Source organism: Streptomyces sp. NBC_00647, assembly GCF_045207245.1.
Lineage (GTDB): Bacteria > Actinomycetota > Actinomycetes > Streptomycetales > Streptomycetaceae > Streptomyces.
This window is the reverse complement of the sequence record NZ_CP109040.1, coordinates 4,258,125-4,282,414: the sequence shown is the minus strand read 5'-3', so window position 1 is coordinate 4,282,414 and position 24,290 is coordinate 4,258,125. Positions and strand designations below refer to the sequence as shown.

The following is a 24,290-nucleotide window of genomic DNA, read 5'->3' as shown; positions in this document are numbered from 1 at the left end:
CTCCTGTTTATGGTCGTACGTTCCCATACGACCTCGTACGCCTGGTGCGTCCCCTCTTGAAGACTCTCGCACCATGCGTTCCGTTCCCGGATCCCGGGACGTGTCGCGCCGGAAAATGCCTGGCGGGCCACACGGGGCCGGGACTAGGCTCCTGCGCTTTGGCTCAACGCGGAGGAAAGGGACGGGTTGTGGGCACAGCGCGGTTGTACGCGTCCGTCGCGGCGAGCGGGTTCCGGCGCTACGCCACCTATCGGATCGCCACCGCGGCGGGTGTCTTCACCAACACCGTCTTCGGGCTGATCCTGGCGTACATCTTCATCGCCCTGTGGGACACCAAGCCGCACCTCGGCGGCTACGACCAGGCGCAGGCGCTCAGCTATGTGTGGCTCAGCCAGGCGCTGCTGATGGTGGTCGCCGTGATGGGCGGCGGCTTCGAGGACGAACTGATCGAGCGGATCCGTACGGGTGACATCGCGATCGACCTGTACCGGCCGGCCGACCTCCAGATGTGGTGGCTCGCCCAGGACATGGGCCGGGCGCTGTTCCATCTGATGGGCCGCGGAGTGATTCCGCTGGCCTTCGGCGCCTTCTTCTTCGACCTGGCGCTGCCCTCCGATCCGCTGACCTGGCTCGCCTTCCTGGTGGCGGTCGTGCTCGGGGTGGCCGTCAGTTTCGCGATCCGTTTCCTGGTGGCGCTGTCCGCGTTCTGGCTTCTCGACGGGGCGGGTGTGGCGCAGCTGGCGTTCATCGCGGGGATCTTCTGCTCGGGGATGCTGCTGCCGCTGAACGTGTTCCCGGGCGTCCTCGGCGACGTCGTACGGGCCCTGCCCTGGTCGTCGCTGATCCAGGCACCCGTGGACGTCCTGCTCGGCACGGCCGATCCGCTGAGCACGTACGTGTCGCAGGCCGCCTGGGCCCTCGGGCTGCTCACGGCCGGGCGGCTGGTCCAGTCGGTGGCGACGAGGAGGGTGGTGGTGCAGGGTGGCTGACCCGGTGGAGCGGGGGACGCGGGTCGTGGCCGGTCCGGTGGGGGAGGGGGCGCCCCGGTGGGCCGGTCCGGTGCGGGAGGTGGTCCGCGCGGCGGACTTCCCGCCCTTCGAGCGGCAGGGGGCGTACGAGCGGCTGCGCGACGGGCTGCGCGCCTACCGCCTGATCACCGCGATGTGGATCCGCTCCACGATGGCCTACCGGGCCTCCTTCGCGATGACGGCCTTCGGGAACTTCCTTGCCACCGCCCTCGACTTCGTGGCGATCCTGCTGATGTTCTCGCAGGTCGACCGGATCGGCGGCTACAGCCTGCCCGAGGTCGCCCTGCTCTACGGCGCGGCCGGCACCGCCTTCGGGCTCGCGGACCTCGCGCTCGGCTCGATGGACCGGCTCGGGCGCCGGGTGCGCGACGGCACACTCGACACGCTCCTGGTCCGCCCCGTGCCGGTGCTCGCCCAGGTCGCCGCGGACCGCTTCGCACTGCGCCGCCTCGGCCGTATCACCCAGGGTCTGCTCGTCCTCGGATACGCCCTCGTGGTTCTCGACATCCACTGGACGCCGCTCAAGGTGCTGATGATCCCGCTGATGCTGCTCAGCGGGGGAGCGATCTTCTCGGCGGTGTTCGTGGCGGGCGCGTCCTTCCAGTTCATCGCCCAGGACGCCGCCGAGGTGCAGAACTCCTTCACGTACGGCGGCAGCACGCTCCTGCAGTACCCGCCGACCGTCTTCGCCAAGGACCTGCTGCGCGGGGTGACCTTCGTGCTCCCGCTCGCCTTCGTCAACTGGCTGCCCGCGCTGTACGTGCTGGGGCGGCCCTATCCGCTCGACCTGCCGACGTGGGTCGCGTTCACACCACCACTCGTGGCGGCGGGCTGCTGCGCGCTGGCCGGGATCGCCTGGCGCGCGGGGCTGCGCGCGTACCGGAGTACGGGAAGTTAGGGGAATGGGCGTGGCCATCGCCGGGGACAGCGAATGCACCGGTCCGGAGCGGGACTTCACCGGGCCGGACCGGGAACGGGACTTCACCGGGCCGGAGAGGGAACGGGACTTCGCCGGGCCGGAACGGGACATCAAGGGTCCGGACGACGCCTTCATCGAGCTCGACGGCGTCGAGAAGGTCTTCGACGTGCGCAAGAAGACGGGCTTCCTGCGCAGTGAGCGCCGGCGGGTGCGGGCCGTCGACTCGATCTCCTTCACCGTGCGGCGCGGCGAGATGGTCGGCTACATCGGCCCGAACGGCGCCGGCAAGTCGACCACCATCAAGATGCTGACCGGCATCCTCACCCCGTCCGGGGGCCGGCTGCGTGTCGCGGGCCTCGACCCGTCGCGCGAGCGCACCCGTCTCGCGCGCCGGATCGGCGTCGTGTTCGGGCAGCGCACCACCCTGTGGTGGGACCTCCCGCTGATCGACTCCTACCGGCTGATGCACCGCATGTACCGCATCCCGGACGGTCGTTACCGGGAGAACCTCGACCGTTGTGTCGAACTCCTGGAGCTCGGCGACCTGTTGGACGTCCCGGTGCGGCAGCTGTCGCTGGGGCAGCGGATGCGCGGCGACATCGCGGCGGCCCTGCTGCACGACCCTGAGGTGCTCTACCTGGACGAGCCGACGATCGGGCTCGACGTGATCAGCAAGGCGCGGGTCCGGGAGTTCCTGCGGGACCTGAACGCCGAGCGGGGTACGACCGTTCTGCTCACCACGCACGACCTCACCGACATCGAGCAGTTGTGCCGGCGGGTGATGGTCATCGACCACGGGCGGCTGATGTACGACGGTCCGCTGAGCGGGCTGCACGAGGTGGGGGAGAGCGAGCGGACGCTGGTGGTGGACCTGGAGCGGGAACTGCCGCCGATCGAGGTGGAGTCGGCGCGGGTGGTGAAGGTGGAGGGGCCGCGGCAGTGGCTGGCGTTTCCCGCCGCCGGGTCGGCGGCTCCGCTGGTGGCGCGGATCGCGGCGGAGTATCCGTTGATGGACCTCTCGGTGCGGGAGCCGGACATCGAGGCGGTCATCAGCCGCATGTACGCGGGGAAGGCCGGTACGGCAGGGAAAGCGGTCTCGCAGCGGGAGGCGCCGGAAGGCCGGGCCGGATAGCCCGCGGGCGGGGGAACTCGTAGGCTGCTGTCCATGACCGACGACGAACTCCCGGAGCTGCGCGCCTCCGACGCCGATCGTGAACGAGTCGCCGAACAGCTGAGGGACGCCCTCGCCGAAGGCCGCCTCGACATGGAGGAGTTCGAGGAGCGGCTGGAGGCGACGTACAGCGCCCGTACCTACGGTGAGTTGACCCCGATCACCCGTGATCTGCCGGGCGCGGCCGCGAGTGCTCCCATATCCATGGTCAAGAGGCCTATGGACGACGGGAGTTGGGGCGCTCGTGTCGTCGGCGGCGAGGGCTCGTCCTCGTGGGGCGTGGCGATCCTGTCCGGATTCGAGCGCAAGGGCCGCTGGACGGTGCCGAAGCGTTTCAACTCCTTCGCCTTCATGGGCGGCGGCGAACTCGACCTGCGTGAGGCGAACTTCGCGGACCACGAGGTCGTCATCAACTGCGTCGCGATCATGGGCGGGATGAACGTGATCGTGCCGCCCGGCGTCGAGGTCGTCGTCCGGGGCATCGGCATCATGGGCGGCTTCGACCACCGTGAGTCGGACCAGGCCGGCGAACCCGGGGCACCCCGGGTGATCGTCACGGGCTTCGCCTTCTGGGGCGGTGTCGGCGTCGAGCGGAAACTCACCCGTGCCGAGCGGCAGCGCCTCAAGGAGGAGCGCCGCCAGGAGAAGCTGGAGCGCAGGGCGGCCCGCAAGGAGCTCCAGGGTTCACGGGGCGGGGGCCTCGACGACATGTTCGACGTGCTCGACGACGCCCGCGACCTGATCCGGGACCGTCACGAGGACCGGCACGAACGCCACGAGGAGCGCAGGGAGCGGCACCGGGAACGCCGGGAGGACCGCCACCGGCGGCGCGACGGCGACTACTGAACGGCGGCCCCGTCCGGGCCGCGGGCCTCTGGCGCCGTCCGGTGACACCGAGGTCCGGTGTCCTGCCACCGAGGCGTGCGCCGTCCGGGGCCGGCGACGCCCGGCGGATCACAGGTCCGCCGGAGCCGCACCCTTCAGGTCTCCCAGGTCGAACACGTCGGCCATCCGCCGGTACCCCTTGTCGCTGGGGTGCAGGTGATCGCCCGAGTCGTAGTCGCTCCGCAGCCGGCGCGGGTTGTACGGGTCCCGCAGGGCCGCGTCGAAGTCGACGACGGCGTCGTACACGTTCCCGGACCGGATCTCCGCGTTCACGGCCCGGCGTACGGCATCCCGCGCGTCCGTGTAGCCCCGGTGTCCCTGGAAGGGCATCAGTGTGGCGCCGACGACCCGCAGTCCACGGGCGTGCGCCTGCCGCACCAGGGTCCGCAGGCCGTCGGTGACGGTGCGCGGATCGACCTGGTTCGGGTTGCGCAGGATGTCGTTGACCCCGAGGTCGATGACGACGGCCCTGACGTTCGTACGGTCGAGCACGTCCCGCCCGAAGCGGCTCAGCCCGCTGGGGTTGTCGGCCGGCCGGCCGAGCCCGGCGGCGAGGATCCGGTTCCCGCTGATGCCCTGGTTGACGACGCTGTAGCGGGGCGTCTCGCCGCTTCCGGCCGAGGCGCGCAGCCGCTCCGAAAGGACGTCCGTCCAGCGGTGGTTGGCCCCCACGGTGGAGGTGATGCCGTCGGTGAGCGAATCGCCGAGGACGACGACGGTGCCCGCGGCCTCGTCGCTCAGCACGTCGAGCGCGGTCAAGTAGCGCCAGTACGGGCTCTGTCCGGTGTACGAGACGCCGCTCACGTCCTCGGTGCGGTCGCCCTCGGCGACGTACGAGAGCTGCCGTGCGAACGGGTGGTAGGTCACCGGTCCGGACGGGGTCGGCGAGTACGTCGTCACGAGGACGTCCGCGCCGTGCGGGATGCGCACCCGCACGGCGTCGCTCATCACCTGTCCGCCTGCCGGGACCGCGACCGTCGTGGCGCCGCCGAACGTGAGGCGGCGCATGGTGCCGACCGCGGCGGCGGCGTTGTTCGCCGTCGCGGCCACGGCGATCGTGGCGTGCGAGACGGTGAGCGGCTGCTGCCCGTAGAGATTGGACAGCGTGATGCGGGCACTCGTACCCCCGGCGGCCGCGTGCACGACGTTGCGCACGGAGCGGCCCGCCAGTCCGGTCGTTTCCGTGCCGGGCTCGGCTCCGGCCGGGGAGGCCGACCAGGCGCCGACCCAGGTGCCGGTGGAGGCGGGTGCGGCGGCGTTGTGTGTCGTGCGGCCACCGGCGACGTCGGACCTGGTGCCCGTGCCGTCGTCGGCCGCGACACCGATGTATATGGCTGCGGAAAGGACCACGACCACGGCAAGGACCGCGGCGAGCAGGGCATAACCGTGACGCTTGGTCATGCGATGCGTTTCTCCTCCAACGAGTGGGAGCCCGGGACTCCGATGTGATCACCCCATGATGCGTCATGGGGTGGACGAGCACCGAAGCACCCCCTACGGGACCCCCCGGTCGATTCCCCAACCGAACAGACGCCGGGAACTCCTGTGTCGTTCCAGGAGTCGGTCAGGAAGAGAGGGAGAAAGGGACAATGTGTACGGGGTGTGACGGGGCTTGCGAACGGGTGGAGTGAATGGAACGCACGAATTCGGGTGAACCGGACGACATGGAGCAGCATGCCCGTCCCGGCGCCGCCGCGAACACGACGACGGCCGCCGGGCCTCCGGGCCGGGCGATGAACACCTTCAGCCCCGCCGACGAGGAGAAGCGCCGCGGGGTGCGCCGGATGAAGGCGACCGCCACCGGCCTGCTGCTCTTCGTCGCCGTCGTCTACGTGCTGGCCAAGTGGGCCTCGCACGAGGGCGCGGGCGCCTGGGCCGGCTATGTCGCGGCGGCCGCGGAGGCGGGCATGGTCGGCGCGCTGGCGGACTGGTTCGCCGTCACGGCCCTCTTCCGGCATCCGCTCGGCCTGCCCATCCCGCACACCGCGATCATCCCCACGAAGAAGGACCAGCTGGGCGTCTCGCTGGGCGAGTTCGTCGGCGAGAACTTCCTCTCCGAGGACGTCGTCCGGCAGCGGCTGCGCGCCGTGGGCATCGGCAGCAGGCTGGGCGCCTGGCTCGCCGATCCCGAACACGCGGACCGGGTCACGGCCGAGCTGGCCGCCGCGCTCCGAGGCGCGCTGACCGTCCTCAGGGACTCCGACGTGCAGGCCGTCGTCGGTGAGGCGATCACCCGGCGCGCCGACGCCCAGGAGATCGCGCCCGGCATAGGGAAGATGCTGGAGAAGATCGTCGCGGACGGCGGCCACAAACGGATCGTCGACCTGGTGGTCACCCGCGCCCACGACTGGCTGGTGTTCCACGACGAGCAGGTCATGGACGCCGTCCAGGGCGGCGCGCCCGGCTGGACGCCCCGCTTCGTCGACAAGAAGGTCGGCGAGCGCGTCTACAGGGAACTGCTCCGCTTCGTCACGGAGATGCGCGACTCCCCGTCCCACCCGGCCCGCGGCGCCCTCGACCGGTTCCTCACCGACTTCGCCTCCGACCTCCAGTCCGACACCGACACCCGTGCGCGCGTCGAGCGCCTCAAGGGCGAGGTGCTGGGCCGGGGCGAGGTCCAGGACCTGATCGCCTCCGCGTGGACGGCCGTACGGTCGATGATCGTGTCCGCGGCCGAGGACGAGCGCAGTGAGCTGCGGCTGCGCGTGCGCGCCTCCCTGCTGTCCCTCGGCGCCCGGATGGCCACCGAACCCAAGCTCCAGGCCAAGGTCGACGGCTGGCTGGAGGGCGCCGCGGTGTACGTCGTGACCACGTACCGCAAGGAGATCACCTCGCTCATCACAGATACGGTCGCGGGCTGGGACGCCGAGCACACGACCAAGAAGATCGAGGCGAACATCGGCCGGGACCTCCAGTTCATCCGGATCAACGGCACGGTGGTCGGCTCACTGGCCGGACTGCTGATCTACGTCGTGTCACGGGCGCTGGGGGCGTAATCGGCCGGGTCGTGGGCACCCGGGCGGGGTTCGTCCGAAGAAGAGGGAGCCCATGTCAGCCCCAGCCTCGCCGGTTCCGACGCCCGCCTCCACCGATACCGTCACGACGGACGTGCCCGCCCGCCTGGACCGTCTGCCGTGGTCCCGCTGGCACTGGATGATCGTGATCGGCCTCGGGACCGTCTGGATCCTGGACGGCCTCGAGGTCACGACCGTCGGCAACATCGCGGGCCGGCTCTCCGAGGAGGGCAGCGGCCTGGCCGTCTCCTCGGCGCAGGTCACGGGTATCGCGGCGGCGCTCTATGTGGCCGGCGCCTGCGCGGGCGCCCTGTTCTTCGGGTGGCTGACGGACCGGCACGGCCGCAAGAAGCTCTTCATGATCACCCTCGTCGTCTACCTCTCGGCGACCGCGCTGACCGCGCTGTCCTTCGACGCCTGGTGGTTCTTCACCTTCCGCTTCCTCACCGGCTTCGGCATCGGCGGCGAGTACGCGGCCATCAACTCGGCGATCGACGAGCTCATCCCCGCCAAGTTCCGCGGCCGCGTCGACCTGATCATCAACGGCAGCTACTGGCTCGGCGCGATCGGCGGCGCGCTGCTGTCGATCGTCATGCTGAACACGGACATCTTCCCCAAGGACCTCGGCTGGCGGCTGACCTTCGGCCTCGGTGTCGTCCTCGGTCTGGTGATCCTGCTGGTCAGGCGGCATGTGCCGGAGAGCCCGCGGTGGCAGTTCATCCACGGCCGCGGCGCGGAGGCGGAAGATCTGGTCGGCTCCGTCGAGCGGGAGATCGAGGAGGAGAAGGGCACACCGCTGCCGCCTCCCGAGGGCGAGATCACCATCCAGCAGCGCAAGAGCATCGGCTTCGGCGTGATCGCCAGGACCGTCTTCGGGCGCTACCCGAAACGGGCCGTGCTCGGCCTCGCCCTCTTCATCGGCCAGGCCTTCCTCTACAACGCGATCACCTTCGGCTTCGGCTCGATCCTCACCACGTTCTTCGACGTGCCCACCGGCGGCACCGGCTACTACTTCGCCGTCATCGCGGCCGGCAACTTCCTCGGCCCGCTGCTCCTTGGCAAGCTCTTCGACACCGTCGGCCGCCGGGTGATGATCTCCTCGACCTATCTGCTCTCGGGTGTGCTGCTGTTCGGCACGGCATGGCTCTTCGACCAGGGCTCGCTCGACGCGGTGACGATGACAGCTTGCTGGTGCGTGGTGCTCTTCTTCGCGTCGGCGGGTGCCTCCAGCGCCTATCTGACCGTCTCCGAGGTCTTCCCCATGGAGACCCGGGCGATGGCCATCGCCTTCTTCTACGCCATCGGCACCGCCGCCGGCGGCATCAGCGGGCCGCTGGTCTTCGCCGACCTCACCAAGTCCGGCGTCGTCGGCGACACGGTGCTCGCCTTCCAGATCGGCGCCGGCCTGATGTGCGCCGCGGGCCTGGTCGCCGTGTTCCTGGCGGTCGACGCCGAGCGCCGCTCCCTGGAGGACATCGCCGCGCCGCTGTCGACGGCACCCGCCACGGCCGACGCGTCCTCGTCGGCATCGTCCGCGCAGGCGACCTGAGTCGGGCCCCCGCGCCTTCTGAGTATCCCGTTCTGAGTACGCGTACTCTGTCGCGCCCCCGCCGTGCGCGGAACCCTCGTACGCATGACCGAGAAGCTGCTCCGCCCCTTGCGAACGTGCCCCTGGCCGGAACGCTGGCTGACGCGCGTGCTCGGCGCCGCCCTGTCCTGCGCGGCGTACCTCATCTGCCTTCCCTGGGACCTGCGCAACCGCCCCGAGACGCCGGACTCCGTCGTGGAGACCACCCCGGTGACCGGGACGGGAGTCCTCGCCCTCGGCGCGGCCCTGCTGCTCCTGGCCGTCCACTTCGGGCACCGGGACGCGCTGGCCTGGCCGTTGCTGCTGGTCGTGGCACCTCCGGCGACCCTGCTGTACGTGTCGCTGCGCACCCACCCAGGCCCCCCGGACGGCTTCGCCGACGCGTGGCCGCTGACGTGGGCGTTCCTCACCCTGGTGGGGGCTGCCGCCGTGCTGTTCGTGGCCGCGGTGGCACGGCAGTTCCGGGCGGACCTGGTGGACGCGTGGGAGGAGGAACTGAGCCTGGCCGCCCGGTCGTGAGACCGTTCGTCCGATGGTCCGTGGCGCGCCGGCCGACTGCTCGTCACGCACCGCGCCCGCTGTGCGTCACGGACGTCGGCCGCCGTCCGTCACGGACGTCGGCCCCTGCCCCTGTGTCGCGAGGAGGACACCGGTGACCATCCGCAGGATCGTCCCCGACATCCAGGTCGGGTCCGAGCAGGACATGACGACGAACCGGGACTTCTACGGCCTGCTCGGCCTCGAGGAGGTCATGAACCAGGGCTGGGTCATGACCCTCGCGTCCCCGTCCAACCCCACCGCCCAGATCAGCTTCCTCACCGAGGAACGCACCGCTCCCGTCGTCCCCGACCTGAGCGTGGAGGTCGAGGACGTCGACGCCGTGTACGCGCAGGTGATGGCGTCGGGTGCGGAGGTCCTGCGGGAGCTGCGGGACGAGGAGTGGGGCGTACGGCGGTTCTTCGTACGGGATCCGAACGGGCGGGTGGTGAATGTGCTGGGGCATCGGGGCCCGTAAGTCCCGTGCCCTCACTGGCCGTAGAAGTACCGGGAACCCTTCTCGTTGAAGTACGAGGCGTAGACGCGTCCGAGGACCGGCTTGCCGCGGTACATCCCGACGTACTGGCGCGAACTGTCGACCACGACGGGCCGGGTCATGCAGGCGAACTTGACCCGCTGCTGCGCCTCGGCCCACTGCACGGCCGCCGGATCGACCCGGTCGCTGACCAGCAGCGGGAAGGCGCCGATGCCGTTCTGCATGCCGACGGGCAGACCGCCCTTGGTGTCCTTGGCGTACCGCATCACCTGGTCGGTGAAGCCGGAGAGAGCCGGCACGGTTATCTCCGGGACGGCCGCGGCCACCGTGAACAGATGCAGCTTCGTCGCCATCCAGCGCATCCGGAACTCGGCCCGCCGCCCGACGAGTACGGGCACCCCGGCCCAGTCCTCCCACCGCGTGGCGCAACCGTCCTCGGTCAACTGACGTTCCACGAAGGCCAGGTAGGTGCCCGGCGCCGACTGATCCTGGTGTGCGTACAGGGGCGGGATCTTAGGCCCCCGGAGACGGCACGCTAAGCCCCTGTGGTGGACCCCGGCCGGATGATCATCAGGACGGTGACGGTGGCCCACAGCAGGTTGAAGATCCCGGTGAACATCGCGAGCCGCACGGTCGCCGCACGGTCTCCCGCCCTCTCCGGGGTCAGGCCGTCCGCGGTCAGGCCCTCCGCGGTCAGGACCTCCAGGATCGCGCTCTGCCGGGGCAGCACCAGCGCGGCGAGGACCACGGCCGCGAGTGCGGTCAGCGCGATCGAGACGATCAGCCAGGTGTCGCCGAGCACGCCCATGGAGTTCGCCGTGGCGAACCCGAAGACGGGAACGACGACGCCCACCACGGCGTACACCCGGCAGATGCGGTGCAGCAGCCGCGTGGTGGCGAGGGCGTCCGCGCCGTCCGGCGCGTCGAGAACCTTGCGCGCGGCCGGCGGGAACATGCTCGCGGCCACCGTGACGGGCCCGATGGCGACGATCGCGGCGATGACATGGACGGCGAGGAGGAACTTGGTCACGGGGTGACGGTAGGTTCCGGGGCGGATCTTGCAGAAGTGGCACTTCTGCCAGGGAGCAACGGATTCCAGCCACCACCTGACGGCTGGTCCGAACTGGGCCGCATGGCTGGTCCGGGCCGGCCGTCAGGCGGCTTCACGGCCGGCCCGGGTCGGGCCGCGTGGCGGGTCCAAGCCGGGTTGCATGCCCGATCCGGACTCGGTCGCATGGCTGATCAGGGCTGGGCTGCATGGCTGATCCGGATTGGTCTCCATCGCTGGCCGGGGCCGGGGCCGGGCTTCGGGTTCTGTTCATGCCGGTGTGCGCCCGGCTGCTCGTAGCTTCTCCGGGTGACGGGAATCCGGCGTACGCCTAGGCTCCAGCCATGCACACCGTGGCCGTACTGGCACTGGACCAGGTCATCCCGTTCGACCTCTCCGCCCCGATCGACACCTTCGGCTGGGCCCGGCTGCCCGACGGGCGGCCCGCGTACCGGACCCGGGTGTGCTCGGTCACCGCTGACACGGAGGTGAGCGCGGGCCCGTTCACGCTGCGCGCCCCGTACGGTCTGGAGGCGCTGGCCGAGGCGGACACGATCATCCTGCCGGGCGTCGCCGACCCGTCCGCTCCCCTCCCGCCGGGCGTCGCCGAGGCGCTGCGCGCTGCCGCCGCGAACGGTACGCGGATCGCGTCGATCTGCGTCGGCGCGTTCGTCTTCGCCGCCACGGGCCTGCTGGACGGACTCCGAGCGACCACACACTGGCTCGCGGCCGGTGAACTGGCAGCGAAGTACCCCGCGGTGACCGTCGACCCGAACGTCCTCTACGTCGACAACGGCCAGTTCCTCACCTCTGCGGGCGCGGCGGCGGCCCTGGACCTGTGCCTGCACATGATCCGCAAGGACCACGGCTCGGCGGTCGCCGCACACGCGGCCCGGCTGTCCGTCATGCCGCTCGAACGGGAGGGCGGCCAGGCCCAGTTCATCGTCCACGCACAGCCGCCGGTACCGGCCGGGACGACCATGGAGCCGCTCCTCGTCTGGCTGGAGGAGAACGCGGACCGCGAGCTGACCCTGGAGAACATCGCGGACCACGCCGGCATGAGTACCCGCACGCTCAACCGCCGCTTCCGCGAACAGACCGGCACGACACCGCTCCAGTGGCTCCACCGGGCCCGGGTACGCCGCGCCCAGTACCTCCTGGAGACGACCACCTACCCGGTCGAACGCATCGCGTCCCAGGCGGGCTTCGGCTCCCCGACGGCTTTCCGGGACCGCTTCAAGCGGGTGGTGGGGACGAGCCCGTACGCGTATCGGCGGGCGTTCCGGGGGGTGGGGGTGTCCTGACGGGGTTCCGTGACCGGGCCGGGTTCTGTGACCGGGCCGGATTCTGTGACCGGGCTCCCTGACCCCTGATCCCTGACCCCTGATCCCTGACTCCTGATCCCTCACCCCTGATCCCTGACCCGGCTCCCTGAAGGGGGGAGGGGAGCCGAGCCGTTCCGGCCCACCGGCCGACGAATGGCCGGGCCCGCCGGGGTCGGCGAGCTGCTCGGGCCCGCGAGTGAGCAGCGTGTTCAGGCCGGCCGGTCGGTGAGTGGCTCGGGCCCGCCGGTCAGCGGATCGTTCAGGCCCGCCGGTCGGCGACGGCCCAGGAGGCGAGGGCCATGGCACCGGCGACGCCGAAGACGGCAGGCCAGGCGCCCACCTTCTTGGCCAGCGGATGCGACCCGGCGAAGGCGGCGACGTAACCGGCGGTCAACGCCCCGGCGGCCTTCCCGCCGGCCTGCTGCTTCCACTGCTGCGCGGCGACAGCCCCGGCGGCGGCCAGCACGACCCCGCCCAACTGCCGCTTCCTCGTCCAACGGGCGACGCCGTACCCACCGACAAGCCCGCCGGCGGCCACCATCGCGGCCGGAACCTTCGCCATCACTGCCTCCTCGTTCGTCACCCGAGGCTAACGCGGGAGTGGAATTGAGTAGACGGGTGCCCACCTTTCCGGCACATCGGAGAGGTCCGCTCCGCCCGGGCCCAGATCATTGGCCTCAATGCACGACCTCCACCGATGCGGCCGTCCAGTCGGCCTGGTCAACCGCGCAGATAGGCGTGGATGGCCGAGGCGATGGCCGTACCGAGAGGGATGGGAACGGCATTGCCGATCTGTCGTGCGATATCGGTTTTCGAGCCGCACCAGCGGAAGTCGAGGGGGAAGCCCTGTATCCGGGCGGCCTCGTAGTGGGTGATCGGTCGGTGCTCGGTCGGGTGAAGGTAGCGACCCTTCTCGGGCTTGAAGAACTCGGTTCGGATGGTTACCGAGGGCTCGCCCAGGCGCAGTCGACCCATGACGTCTCCGGTGCCCGTATCGTGCTTGTCCCAGCTGTCGGTGGAGAGGGGCCCGACCGGTGTCTTCACGCCGGAAGGATTCCGGGTTTCGAAGATCCGAATTTCGCCGTCCTCGTCCACGGTGAACCACTTGCCGCGAAGATCCTTGCGGTTTCCGCCTCGGGGGATTGCTCGGTAGCGGGCTCGTGAAAGCGGTTCAGGGTTTCGGCCGAAGTGGAGATCGCGTGTCGTGAAGATTCCGGAGACCATGGTCTCCACATCGGCAATGTAGTCCTTGCCGTCCGGAAGTTCGGTCCCTTGCAGGGGGAGTGGCTTCGACTCGTCGAACACCCCGTCGACCGAGCGCCAATAGGGGCCGTCCTTGATGCCGTCGAGCGGCTGAACCGAGGCGTCGAGGGCGCCCTTCGGGCGTCGTACGTGAGTCGCCGCGGGGTAGGTCATGGCTCGATCTGTGTCGATGTCTCGACGGACACCGATGACGATGGCACGCCTTCGAGCCTGGGGCGCGCCGTAGTCGGCGGCGTTGAGGAGGTAGCGCTTGTGTTTGCGTTCCTCTGTTTCAGTCGGTACATGACCGGGGGGATCGATCAGTTTGTACTCGCTCAACAAGCCGCCCTGTTGCACCTCGCTGAGCAGATTCTGGAATTCGTCCGACTTGAGAAAGCGATCGACATTCTCGATCACGAATACCTTCGGGCGAATTTTCGCCACGATGTGAACGTATTCCTCCCACAGGCGATTGCGTTCCAAGCCCTTCTTGTGTCGGTTCAGGGCAGAAAAGCCCTGGCACGGAGGACCTCCGACCACCACGTCTGCGTGGAGGGCTTCCTCCGACGGCTTCCATTCCTCAATGTCTTCGAGGTGTACCCGGGCTTCCGGAAGGCTCTCGTCCGGGCGGCGACTTCCGAAGTTCACGGCGTAGGTGGCAGCCGCGGCGAGGTCGTGTTCGACCGCCGCGACACTGTGGAACACGGGCCCGCCGCCCTTTGCCCCCTCGGGGCGGAACTCGTGGAACCCCTGAGTGAAGCCGCCACACCCGCTGAACAGGTCGAGGACAGTGATGGGCCGGGGGTCGAGGGGGCGGGGCGTGTGCATGGGCCGATCTTAGCTTCGGAGTGCGGCCGCGACGGCCCGTCCGACGGCTGTTGCCAGAGGCGGTGGCATCGCGTGGCCGATCTGTCGGTACCTGGACGTCTTGCCACCGAAGAAGCGCCATTCCGCGGGGATGGCCTGGATCGTCGCGGCTTGGTCGACGGTCAGCTTGGGTTGGCCGTCCGCGGGAAAACTCGAGTCAGGGGGTTCGTCGCCGAGACTGTTGCCGTTCACTCCGAGCGAGGCCCATGCCTTTTTGCTGCCGGTGGGGCCGAGGTCGGCACCGCCACGCCGGTCCGACCCTCCGACCAGCGCGGGTGCGATGCGATCGGCGCCCTTGATCCAGCGTTCCACTCCGGGCCACCCGTCCGCGGACATGGAGGGGCCGAGTACCTGGCCGACGGTGGGGGGAGGCGACGCGTCCCGTTCGGGCCAGGCGAATCGAGAGAAGTACGGGTTCTTCAAGGCGACTAGGAAGCCGCTGCTGCGGTTCTGCGGTACACCGAAGTCCGAGGCATTGAGGACTCGCCAACTCCAGCGGTAGCCCGCGTCGCCGAGCTGGGCCTCGATCCATGAGCGGTCGGTTTCGAAATCAGGACTCTCGACGAGGTCCGGAACATTCTCCAGGAGCACGGCTTTCGGGTCGATCTCGCGTATGAGCCCGATCACGGCCCTGAGAACGCCACGTTCCTCCGTGTCCTCGGAGCGACCCACGGTGGCGGAGGACTTCACCCGAGGGAGTCCACCGCTGACGAGATCGACGCCCCGAGCATCGGGGCGCATGCCTGGGTGGAATTGCGCCACGTCCATGCAGATCACGTCCCAGCCGGGTCGGTTGAGATCGATCGTGAAGCAGGCGTCGGCCTTGCTGTCGATGAGCAGCATGGGGTCGAATCCGGCACGTTCGAGTCCGAGCGCCTGGGCTCCGGACCCGGCGCAGACCTCCACCGAGCTGAAACGCCGGGGTTCGATCGGCGTCGTCGCGCCGGACTGCGGAGTGGGTTGTCTCCCAGCAGGCGCGGTCATGGGTGACCGTACAGCGGCGGAGCTGTTCCGATCAGCGTCTCGTCCGGTCTCCGGTGAGTGGTCCTCGGGGCGCGGGGAAGCCGCGCGTTGGGCGTTGACCGACTCCCTGGCGACCGCCCGAAGCTCGTCGTCCAGAGCCCTTTCCTCGATGCCGTCGAAGAGCACGAACGGGGCGAGCCGCAGCAGCCTCTTGAGGAAGTCGCGCAGGGTCTCGCGCTCGTTCAGGCCCGTGAGATCGAGGTCCTTCCAGACGCGGAGGATGGCTCGAACCATGTGCGGGCTGCCACCGAGTGCGGCACGGCGGGCGTAGATCTGGTCGAAGGCGGCCTCGCCGAGGATCTCGAGCGCGCTGTACGGCTCCGGGGCATCGGAGGAGCGCACGAGCTGAGCCCGCCACCACAGCCGGCCGAAGACATGGCGAGTGAGGTCCGTGCCCAGGACCCGATCCCTGGGGGGCTGCGGATAGCGCCAGAAGGCGACGTCCGGGAGCAGGACCAGCGCGAGGAAGGCCCAGACGTCCCTCGAAGCGGCTTCGGCGGGCACCATACCCATCTCGGCATGCAGAAGGGCCGCCAACTGGAGGTCGAACTCGGCGTTGCGGGCACGGTCGGACTCGTCGGGAAAGCCTGCGCGCTTGGCAAGGTCGACGACGCCGGTACGCAGTTCCTGAAGCCGGTGAGGGGAGACTCGGTCGCCACCGGTGGCCACGTACACGGCCGACTCGTGGGTTGCTGACACTCGACCGGCCAGTTCGGCGGTCGTCAGGTGCCGGTACTCCTCGAAGAGCGGTCTGGCCTGTTCGGCGAGCAGGCGGGGGTACAGGAAGCTCATCACGACACCTCGAAGATCTTGACTGCTGCCTGCAGGTCCGACGCGAACAGAGCGGGTGACTGGCGTCGACGCAACCGGATGTCATTGATCGACTGCCCGGGGAAGAGTTGGTCGAACAGGCTCAACAGCGTGGCGCCCAGTGAGCCGTCGGCGAAGTCCGCGTCCTCGGCGAAGTCGTCGTGACCGAGAGCGTGCTCGACCATTGTTCGTGCGGCGTCCGCGTACACCGCGGAGAGCACGATTCGATCGACCTGACGAGGCTTGCCGGCGTTCTCGAATGCCGTGGCGGTAACGGTGTTCCGCTCGTTGACCAGCAGGAGCAGCGACCCCATGGTCGCGCTCTCCAGTCCTCCGCTGATCTGCAGATGCCAAGCCGCGGTTTCGGGAAAAGAGGTTCGGGCGAAGTCGATCACAGCCATGGGGAACTGCGGTGCGTCTCCTTGGAGACGCAGAGTCTCCCGATCGCTCCACAGCACGGAGCCGGCCCGTCGGGGCGAGGAGGGACGAGCGTCGCTCCGGCGTTCGGCCAGGACCAGGGCGGTGTCCAGGAGGAGAAGGCCGCCCAGATCGGCGCCCCGCAGGCGGACGTCCAACTCCACCTTCTCTGTCCCGCCGGCGGTCAGGCGTATGTGCCGAGCCGGTCCGCTCAGGTTGGATCCGGTGGCCGTCCAGACGACCGCGAGCACGAGCGCCGTGTTGTTCGGAAGGCCCGACTGCGAGCGGACCCGATCCAGGTCGACACGAACGGTCCTGCGCAGGTGTAGGTCCATCTGGTAGTCCCAGTCCGGCAGCGCCTCGGGCAGGGCGATTTCGCCGTCCTCCGTCACCAACAACCACGGCTCGGCCATCATGACGTCCTCGGTCGGGACGCGGTACGGAAGAACGCGCCGAGTCATGTGGTCTTCACCGCTTCGACCTTGATGCCGATTTCGGTCATGGTGTCCGGGGCGGGGCACACGAGCGCGCGCCAGACATACTCGCCGCCGTTGATCACCAACGTCTCCGTGGCATGCAGGTGACCGTCGCCGTCCTCCCAACCAAGGAGCACAGGGATGCCGGCCCCCAGGGGCGGATCAGTCTCCCGACCGCCGGTTCCCGGGAGTGTGACGGCAAGGTCGATATGTACTCGCTGCGGTCCGGGCACAGGCAGTCGGAAGTCCTGGACGAGCACGGAGGCGTCGCCTCGTTCGTCGTAGTAGGGATCGCCGACGTACTGAACTCGTGGACGACGGCGAGGCGTGTCGGCCGCACCGCTCTCAGGTGAGTCCGCGAACGAAGGACCGTTGTCCTCGATATCGGCCGGGCCTGCCGCTCCGACGGGCGGGAGCGACCTCGTACGGGACGCGGTCGCGGCGGGTCGGCCCGATACCGACGAGTTCTCCTCGGCAGTGTCCTGCCGTGAGGTTCGCACGGCGGTGCTTCCGGGCTTGGAGTACGCGGTGGCTCCCCCGATCCCCCAGGCTCCCCCCACCAGTCCGGAGAAGAGTGAACTGGCAGCTCCCAGCGCGACATTGGCGGAACCCGAACGCGCGACTCCGCCGAGGGAGAGGAGCCGCGCCTGAGCCTCCGCGATGCGCGTGAATGTCGTATGCACGAAGGTGCTCTCGGGCCTGTCGAGAGACTGACCGTTCCAGGCGTCGTGCGTGGGTGGTTCGGCCTTCGCGTAGATGTCGTCCATGTCCTCGTCCGCGCGGAAGACGCCGGCGTAACCCTGATTCACACTGGGGGGCTTGGGCCCGGGGTGGTACGTGACGACGAGCTCCGCGGGGCGCATCAGGCAGACGTGATGGACGAGGTCCTCGATGTCGAGCATGCGGGAAGCACGCGTCGGTTCCAGCGGCGGCATGATCCTTTTCACCAGCCCGAGGCGCCCCAGATACCTCTTCGGCCTCAGGCAATGCAGATCGCTGCCGTCCGGCCCGGTCATGGTCTCGTAGGCGGCGACGAACATGTGGAGCGGGCGGGTGTCGCGCGGATCCGGTACGGAATGGTGGACGCCGTCACAGGTGACGGAGAAGCTCATGGCGGGTGGTCTGCCATCCGTCGAGATCATCTTCGGCCAGAGATGCCAGGTGATGGTCTCTGCCAAGTAGTCGGCCGCCTGGGTGGGTTCGAGATCGTCCAGATTCGGATCGATGACGACGACCGTGGTCCCTGTCTCCTCGGGACCGAAGGACTTGAGACCGAGACGTTGAGCAGTGGCGTCCGCCTCTTGGTCGACCAGGGGTTCGATGACGTCTCCCGAAGTGTCGCCCCACCAGTGCCGGCCGGTGTAACGGCGCTTTCCGGAGGGCTCGGCGGCCGTGTAGCTCTTCCAGAGCGTGCAGCCGATGAGACGGGTCTCGTAACCTCCCCGGTTTGTGCGGCACCGGGAGTGGACCAGGACGGTTCCGGACTTGGACAGCAGGTAGAAGATGCCCTTGCCGAAACCGTAGGTGCCGCCGCCCAGAGCAGTGTCGCGTGGCTCCCCGATGTTGCGAATGAAGGAGACGAAGTCGCGTTCGGAACCGACGGCGTCGTCAGCGCGGGTGGGCCCTCCCAGCCCTCGCGTGCCGCGGTCCGAGACGGCCAGGACGCGTATCGGGCCGCGCCGCAGGGTGTCCCGCAAGGGAAATGTCTCGGCGTCGCTGGGCGCGCCGTCGATCAGGAGCTCGCGCCATGCGCCGGTGTGGGCCGGCCCGACGGTCCACATGTCGATGCGGTAGTCGACCGTGGGGGCGGGCTGCCTGACACGGGCATCCCAGCTGTTCTGCGCGGACTCGCGCACGAGAATGGTGAGCAGATCGAGTTCCGGCCGACCGAGCTGGTTGCGGATGCCCTCGGCGGCGCTTGCGCCTTCCGGTGGATAAGGCTGGGAGAACCAGCGAGGACCGGTCACACGGACTCCTGGATCAGGTTTTGGGTCACCCGGGACACCTCGTCGGGGGGCAGCGGAGCAGGCGTGTCGCCGGACAGGTCGATGGTGTACTCGACGTCCAGAGCCGACACGGACAGACCTGCCGACTTGAGTGCCAGGCGGGTGAGCCCCGGGAAATCGGCACCGACTCGGTACCACCGCTCCTCACGGACCGTGAAGCGCACCTCCTGGTACCGGTCGGAGTCGGAAACGTGGTAGCCGGCGCCGGCGAGCAACTCGAGGAGCGCTCCCTCGTCGTCGCACAGGTGAAGGGCTCGATCGACCATGTGCACGAAAGCGGTGCCTGAACTGTTCGCGGTCGCGGGCTGAAGGCGGAGCCACGCCAGCCAGAGCGTCCCGCCCTCGGGTGCATCGAGTTGATCGAGCCCGTGAATCCGGGGCCTTCGCCCTTCGCCCTCGGTGGTCGATTTGACTTCGACGGCATTGACCCCGGCCGAGAAGTCGTGACGGTGTCCCTCGGGACCGCGCCACAGTCGATGCGCGCTGGGGTCCTCCGCGAGAAGGCGATTGAGGATGACCAGCTCGCCGAAGAGCCCGGCGAGCTGGTCCGGCCCCAGTGGTGCTCCCTGCGTTTTGAAGAGGGCCTTCCACCGGTCGAGGACGCGATACAGCGCCTTGATCGGATTGTCGGGCAGCTCGTCGGTCGCGCCGAGAACGTCCACGCACAGCTCGGTGAACAGATCGCTGAGATCGTCGCGGCGGCAGGCGAGGTCGGCATAGGCCTGGTAGGTCTGCTCGTCCTCAAGTATTCGTTTGTGCAGACTGAGTACTGGACCATCCAGGCCAGGACGTACTTTGCGGTTCGTGTGGATCGGCACCAGTAGGTGGCGGTGCCCGTCGTGGTCGACGGCCAGGGTCAGGGGGCCGCCCTTCGTGGCGACAGGCAGTTGGGCGACGCGCAGGCGTCGTTCCCCCGTGGTCTGCTCGGTCTCGAGCGCGGTCCAACGCTCCTCGATGAGTGTGCGGAGGGCGTCGTCGTTCATGCGTCCTCGCCGTCGAGCAGGCTGTAGTCCTCGTCCTCGATCCTCACGTTGGACAGGTCGGCCGAGATGTACTTCTTGACCGTGCTGTCCTCGTCCCAAGGCTTGGGGAAGACCAGTCCGACGCCGATGACGTGCTCGGCGGCGTCCAGCGGAACACGACGATTCTTCGACGGGCTCGGCTCGGACACCTTGTCGATCGGGTACAGAACCAGCAGGCCGGTGTCCGGGAGCTGGACGCGACGCTCGTCCATGATGGCCTCCTCGGGCAGCGTCGCGGTGTCACCGATCAGATCCACCGCGGCGTCGCGGCGGCTCATCAGGGTCTTGATGTCTGCGAAGTCGGGTGTGGGGTTGGAGAGATCGAGGCGTGCGCGGACGTTGAGCCCGACGGTCACGTTGTCGGCGAAGTCGAAGTCCTCTCCACGTGGGTTGCCGACAATCGCGACGTTCCACCGGCGGAGTGAGCTGGCGGTCGCCACTCGCTTCCTGATGTAGTCGATGATCAGGCCGGCGTCGTTCTCCGGGGACTTCTCATGGAACTGGTAGGTCGACAGGAAGTCGATGACGACGTCGTGGGGCACGTCACGGAAGACCCATCGACCCTGAGCCGAGCGATCCTCCACCTTGACCGCGTTCGCGACCGAGGCGGCGACCAGGACGCGTGCGGCGTTGATGTTCCCTTTCAACCAGTCGGAGTTGGTGTGGAAGTAGTGAGTTTGGATCCGCTTGCCGCCGTACGACGAGGCCGCCGTGACGGAGTCGCGCATCTTGGCGGCGGCGGTCACTCGTAGATTGGGGTGGGTGCGCAGACGCACGGCGAATGTCCGAGGAGTCTCGTCCTCGGTCATGTAGATGTCGATGTCGCGGCGCATCTCGGTTTCCACCGTGGCCAGGTGACGGAACCACTCGGCCAGTTCGTCGGTCATCCAGATCCGAGGCAGATCGGCATATCCGTTCCGGAAGCCGAACCAACGTCCCATCTGCAGCAGTGTGTCGTACGCGGACACGGCGCGGACGAAGTAGCTGACCGACAGGCCTTCCAGCGTCAGCCCTCGGGAGAGGGTGTTGCCGCCCACCGCGATCGCCACGACGGGACCGTTCTCGTAGTCGAGCCGGTCCTCACTGCCGGAGTTGTCCATGATGATGCGGCAGTTGTCCAGGACCTGCGGCAGCTCCGGCACCAACTCCTCGAACGGCACCTTCGATTCGCCGAGGTCTCCGGCCGGAACGCGCTCCGTCTCCCGCTCCCACAGGTCACGCAGTCGGGCGAGGAAGACCGCGTCGGTCAAGGACCGGGCGGATCGGTCGCGCAGACGCCTCAGCGGCCTCTCGAAGCTGTTGTGCACGGACGTGTTGACGCTGGTGTGGATCAACATCGTGCTGTGCGGATTGCCGGTTCGGCGCACGCGACGGGCCGCCGTGACGAGCCAGAAGTACTCGACTGCCGCACGGAGGGTCTCGGTGATGACAGGCTCGAAACCCTCGACGTCGGCCCTGGTCTCGGGGCGTACACAGGGAACGTCGTCCTCGGGGATCGACCGGATCATGTCGTATCCGTCGTCGACCTGCTCCGGGTCCTCACCGTCGAGGGCATAGCGGCCGAAGAGCACCTCGGTGCCGAAATGCCCGTCCGGTTTCGGGAGATTGACGACGAAGTCCTTGGGATACAGATCCTCGGCGCTCGGGTCGATGAGCAGGTTCGCGAAGGGGGAGGCCGTGTACCCGACGTAGGCGCTCCTCGGCAGCGAACTCATGATGTCGAGGATCAGCGGGTTGATCGACTTGGTCGCCACCGTGGCCTGGTCAGCTTCGTCGTCGATGATCAGAGCGGGGCAGTCCTCGAGGTAGTCGGACGCCTTCTCGAGCCATCGTGCGAGCTTGCGCAGCACCGTGGCGTTCTTCTTCACAACGCAGAGCACGCGTGTCTTGTTGCTCTTGCCGAAGTAGGAAGCCGGGTTCTCCTGCGGTGTGAAGTCCTTGTCGAGACCGGTCAGCTGAGACCACATGGAGGGATTCGGCTCCACCAGCTGCTGCACCAGTCGGGCTTGCGTCTGGCGCCGAAGGCCGTTGTGGATGCCGGCGAGGACGATGAACAACTTGTAGCCGCGGTCGGCCGCCTTGGCCACGACCGAGGTGAAATTGGTCGTCTTGCCGGACTGCACATAACCCACGACCAAGCCGCGAGTGGAGAAGGCCTTCTCCTTCGGGTGGTTCAGCAATGAGACGATGCGGGTTGAGGCTTCGTCGAGGCTGCTGATCGAGGGATCCTCGGGCCAGCCGTCCTTGCGGAGCAGGTTCACGATCGCGGGCCAGCATTTGTCCCTGGACTGCGGCCCTGTGTACCAGGTGTCGCGGTTGCCCAGAATCACCGCATGCGGCTCTTCGAGTTCCTTGATGCGTATCGTCTGTTGCTCGTGTCGCTCACGGATCTGCTCGACGACCTCGGGACTGATGCCGAACTGCTCGAGCCGCTTGATCGCTTCCGTCGGGGGGAACGCGTCCAGGAGCGCCTTGAACGTCCCGTACATGCCATCGAATTCGTCGGTCATGAGTATCGACCGTTCCCCCACTCTCGTTCCCTGAAGCCGCCGTGCCACGGCCCCACCTGCTGCCCCTCATGGAGGTGCGGCTCAAGGGACCAGTAGGCACGTCTCACACAACTTCTACACACTATTGGGTGTGGTGGGCACCGATAAGCGAAACGAGGGCTCCATCTTGCTGAGCCCCCGGGTTCGCCCGGCCCGCGGTGGAGTTTTTCTCCCTTTTGGGCCCCGTTTGCTCTCGGTGGTTGCCGTCGTCCTCGGCCCGTGGTGTCAGGGTTCGCGCGGAGACGACTGCTGAGCGGCGAGAGCGGCCTGGATCTTGCGTGCGACGTCCCCGCTCGACTCGTGCTCCCAGAACCTGAGGACGGTCCACCCCGCGGCGAGGAGGTGATCGGTTGTCTCGCGATCGCGTGTCACGTTCTTGCTGAGCTTGGCGCGCCACCACTCGGCATTGGCCTTGGGCTGCGTCGCGTGCTCGGGGCAGCCGTGCCAGAAGCAGCCGTCCATGAAGATGGCGATCTTCGCCTTGCCGAACACGATATCGATCGTGCGGCGTGGCAGGCCGGGCACGGGAACGTTCACTCGGTAGCGCAGTCCGGAGGAGTGCAGGAGGCGGCGAACCGCGATTTCGGGCGCGGTGTCGCGGGAACCTTGACGGCTCATGCGAGCAGACACCGCGGGAGAGGAGGGAACAGCATCAGCCACAGGTGCATTCTGCCGGCGTCGTCGGCATCACGTCCGGCAAGTGTCCACGAGACGAAACGCCCCCGGGCGCCGAGTGCGCCTGTGCGTGGCGCCCGGGGAGTGAGTCGCCGAACTCAGACCCCGTGACACTCGCCGTAAATCGCCTCCGACCCGCACCAGCACGCCGCCCCCCGCTGCGGCGGCCAAGCGACCGCCAACCCCCGGGCCGCCAGCGTCGTCGCGTACTGGGGGAGCAGGGTCGTGTCCGACGGGGACGAGGCCTCCGAGGCTGCGAAGGCCTCGTAGGACGGGACCGTGGCGGTGACGATGCCGAGGTTCGGGGTGCCGGAGGCGGCCAGTTCGCGCAGGGACGCCTCTATCGTCGCGAGGTGCTCCTCGTGGGAGGGGTACTCGGCGGTGAGGGCCGGGTACGCGGCGACCAGTTCCGCGAGTTCGGGCGCCGACCAGTGGAGGACCGCCACCGGGAAGGGGCGCGACAAGGCCTCGCGGTAGGCGCCCAGTTCGGCCTGGAGGCGGGTGATCTCGGCCTGGAGTTCCGCCGGGTTGTCCGAACCGAGGGACCAGACCCGCTTCGGGTCGTGGAGTTCGTCCAGGGAGATCGGGGACGAGTGGAGGGTGTCGGCCAGGGCGTCCCACTCGTCGTGGGCCGCACCCAGCATGCGGCGCACGCGGTGGCGGCCGAAGAGGAGGGGGAGCGTGGAGTACGGGGGTTCCGGTACGTCCGTCAGGAGCAGGACCGCTCCCTCGGTGAAGGTGTCCTGCGCCGCTTCCAGCTCGTCGTGCGACTCCAGGGCCTCCGCCACGATCACCCAGGGGGCCGGGTCACGGGGGGCCGCGGCCCTGACTCCGTCGATGATCGCGCGTGCCTCGGCCTCGTGGTCGTACTCCCACAGGTTCGAGGCCTTGAGGGCGCGTACCAGATACGGCCCCTCCAAGGGGGTGTCCGAGGCGAGGAGGCGGTCGTAGAGAGTGGTGGCGCCGGGGCGGTCGCCGGCCAGTTCGAGGTGGGCCGCGGCCTGCAGGAGCAGGTGCTCGGCGTCCTCCGGATACAGGCCGGCGGTCCGCTCCAGGCGAGCCGCTTCGGCGGTGTGGTCGACGTTCTCGGCAGGCGTGTCGGGGCGCATGGTGGACACCGTACTGCCGCCGGGCCGCCAAGGAGAGAGACCTGCAGGCCAGAGAGGCGGGAGTCCCCGGGGGCATATTCCGT

At 68.7% G+C, this 24,290-nt stretch carries 21 protein-coding genes; 9 read left to right on the top strand and 12 right to left on the bottom strand.

All coding sequences use genetic code 11. The features are described from left to right. Positions 1 to 188: 188 nt before the first annotated feature. From OG788_RS18695 to OG788_RS18680, 4 genes are all read left to right on the top strand, one after another. Positions 189 to 989: an ABC-2 family transporter protein gene (locus OG788_RS18695; protein WP_351541862.1), complete on the top strand. Its 801-nt coding sequence runs from the start codon at positions 189 to 191 to the stop codon at positions 987 to 989. Between the two features lie 79 nt (positions 990 to 1,068). Continuing rightward, the gene (locus OG788_RS18690; protein ID WP_406376786.1) at positions 1,069 to 1,926 is read left to right on the top strand and encodes an ABC transporter permease; all 858 of its coding nucleotides are present in this window, start codon (positions 1,069 to 1,071) and stop codon (positions 1,924 to 1,926) included. Positions 1,927 to 1,930: 4 nt separating this feature from the next. After that, positions 1,931 to 3,079, top strand: a complete 1,149-nt coding sequence (locus tag OG788_RS18685) for an ATP-binding cassette domain-containing protein (protein WP_406372191.1) — start codon at positions 1,931 to 1,933, stop codon at positions 3,077 to 3,079. Between the two features lie 33 nt (positions 3,080 to 3,112). Continuing rightward, positions 3,113 to 3,964 (top strand): DUF1707 domain-containing protein, encoded by an 852-nt coding sequence (locus OG788_RS18680; RefSeq protein WP_406372190.1) that lies wholly within the window; start codon positions 3,113 to 3,115, stop codon positions 3,962 to 3,964. 108 nt (positions 3,965 to 4,072) lie between these two features. Here the strand turns inward: OG788_RS18680 and OG788_RS18675 are convergent, their stop codons facing one another. After that, positions 4,073 to 5,404, bottom strand: coding sequence for an SGNH/GDSL hydrolase family protein (locus tag OG788_RS18675; RefSeq protein WP_406372189.1), 1,332 nt, complete (start codon positions 5,402 to 5,404; stop codon positions 4,073 to 4,075). Positions 5,405 to 5,634: 230 nt separating this feature from the next. On the opposite strand from OG788_RS18675, the gene OG788_RS18670 reads away from it, so the two are divergent. From OG788_RS18670 to OG788_RS18655, 4 genes are all read left to right on the top strand, one after another. Further along, entirely contained in the window at positions 5,635 to 6,999 is a 1,365-nt protein-coding gene (locus OG788_RS18670) for a DUF445 domain-containing protein (RefSeq protein ID WP_406372187.1), read from the top strand. A gap of 52 nt (positions 7,000 to 7,051) precedes the next feature. Continuing rightward, complete coding sequence (locus tag OG788_RS18665; protein ID WP_351541857.1) at positions 7,052 to 8,566, top strand: MFS transporter; 1,515 nt, start codon at positions 7,052 to 7,054, stop codon at positions 8,564 to 8,566. A gap of 84 nt (positions 8,567 to 8,650) precedes the next feature. After that, the gene (locus OG788_RS18660; protein ID WP_406372185.1) at positions 8,651 to 9,124 is read left to right on the top strand and encodes a hypothetical protein; all 474 of its coding nucleotides are present in this window, start codon (positions 8,651 to 8,653) and stop codon (positions 9,122 to 9,124) included. 133 nt (positions 9,125 to 9,257) lie between these two features. After that, positions 9,258 to 9,620 carry a VOC family protein gene (locus tag OG788_RS18655; RefSeq protein ID WP_406372183.1) on the top strand — a complete coding sequence of 121 codons (363 nt, stop codon included), beginning with the start codon at positions 9,258 to 9,260 and terminating at the stop codon, positions 9,618 to 9,620. 11 nt (positions 9,621 to 9,631) lie between these two features. Here OG788_RS18655 and OG788_RS18650 read toward each other — a convergent pair whose 3' ends face one another. Then, positions 9,632 to 10,093 carry a levansucrase gene (locus OG788_RS18650; RefSeq protein WP_406372181.1) on the bottom strand — a complete coding sequence of 154 codons (462 nt, stop codon included), beginning with the start codon at positions 10,091 to 10,093 and terminating at the stop codon, positions 9,632 to 9,634. A gap of 80 nt (positions 10,094 to 10,173) precedes the next feature. Then, positions 10,174 to 10,668: a DUF2269 family protein gene (locus OG788_RS18645; RefSeq protein WP_406372180.1), complete on the bottom strand. Its 495-nt coding sequence runs from the start codon at positions 10,666 to 10,668 to the stop codon at positions 10,174 to 10,176. Positions 10,669 to 11,030: 362 nt separating this feature from the next. Here OG788_RS18645 and OG788_RS18640 point away from each other — a divergent pair, with 362 nt between their 5' ends. After that, positions 11,031 to 11,990 carry a GlxA family transcriptional regulator gene (locus tag OG788_RS18640; protein WP_406372178.1) on the top strand — a complete coding sequence of 320 codons (960 nt, stop codon included), beginning with the start codon at positions 11,031 to 11,033 and terminating at the stop codon, positions 11,988 to 11,990. A 280-nt stretch (positions 11,991 to 12,270) separates the two neighbouring features. On the opposite strand, the gene OG788_RS18635 is transcribed toward OG788_RS18640, so the two are convergent. The 9 genes from OG788_RS18635 to OG788_RS18595 form a co-directional block, all read right to left on the bottom strand. Continuing rightward, positions 12,271 to 12,573, bottom strand: a complete 303-nt coding sequence (locus OG788_RS18635; protein ID WP_351541851.1) for a hypothetical protein — start codon at positions 12,571 to 12,573, stop codon at positions 12,271 to 12,273. A 158-nt stretch (positions 12,574 to 12,731) separates the two neighbouring features. After that, positions 12,732 to 14,081: a DNA cytosine methyltransferase gene (locus tag OG788_RS18630; protein WP_406372176.1), complete on the bottom strand. Its 1,350-nt coding sequence runs from the start codon at positions 14,079 to 14,081 to the stop codon at positions 12,732 to 12,734. 9 nt (positions 14,082 to 14,090) lie between these two features. Further along, positions 14,091 to 15,935, bottom strand: a complete 1,845-nt coding sequence (locus OG788_RS18625; RefSeq protein ID WP_406372175.1) for a DUF6339 family protein — start codon at positions 15,933 to 15,935, stop codon at positions 14,091 to 14,093. After that, on the bottom strand, positions 15,935 to 16,831 hold the full coding sequence (locus OG788_RS18620) for a hypothetical protein (protein WP_406372173.1): 897 nt from the start codon (positions 16,829 to 16,831) through the stop codon (positions 15,935 to 15,937). Before OG788_RS18620 ends, OG788_RS18625 begins: the two co-directional genes overlap by 1 nt. After that, positions 16,828 to 18,813 carry a hypothetical protein gene (locus OG788_RS18615; RefSeq protein ID WP_406372171.1) on the bottom strand — a complete coding sequence of 662 codons (1,986 nt, stop codon included), beginning with the start codon at positions 18,811 to 18,813 and terminating at the stop codon, positions 16,828 to 16,830. Before OG788_RS18615 ends, OG788_RS18620 begins: the two co-directional genes overlap by 4 nt. Then, positions 18,810 to 19,835 (bottom strand): PD-(D/E)XK motif protein, encoded by a 1,026-nt coding sequence (locus OG788_RS18610; RefSeq protein WP_406372169.1) that lies wholly within the window; start codon positions 19,833 to 19,835, stop codon positions 18,810 to 18,812. Before OG788_RS18610 ends, OG788_RS18615 begins: the two co-directional genes overlap by 4 nt. Continuing rightward, on the bottom strand, positions 19,832 to 22,384 hold the full coding sequence (locus OG788_RS18605; protein WP_406372167.1) for a Z1 domain-containing protein: 2,553 nt from the start codon (positions 22,382 to 22,384) through the stop codon (positions 19,832 to 19,834). Before OG788_RS18605 ends, OG788_RS18610 begins: the two co-directional genes overlap by 4 nt. A gap of 264 nt (positions 22,385 to 22,648) precedes the next feature. Next, complete coding sequence (locus OG788_RS18600) at positions 22,649 to 23,041, bottom strand: very short patch repair endonuclease (protein ID WP_406372165.1); 393 nt, start codon at positions 23,039 to 23,041, stop codon at positions 22,649 to 22,651. A 155-nt stretch (positions 23,042 to 23,196) separates the two neighbouring features. Further along, positions 23,197 to 24,207: a hypothetical protein gene (locus OG788_RS18595; protein ID WP_406372164.1), complete on the bottom strand. Its 1,011-nt coding sequence runs from the start codon at positions 24,205 to 24,207 to the stop codon at positions 23,197 to 23,199. Positions 24,208 to 24,290 lie beyond the last annotated feature (83 nt).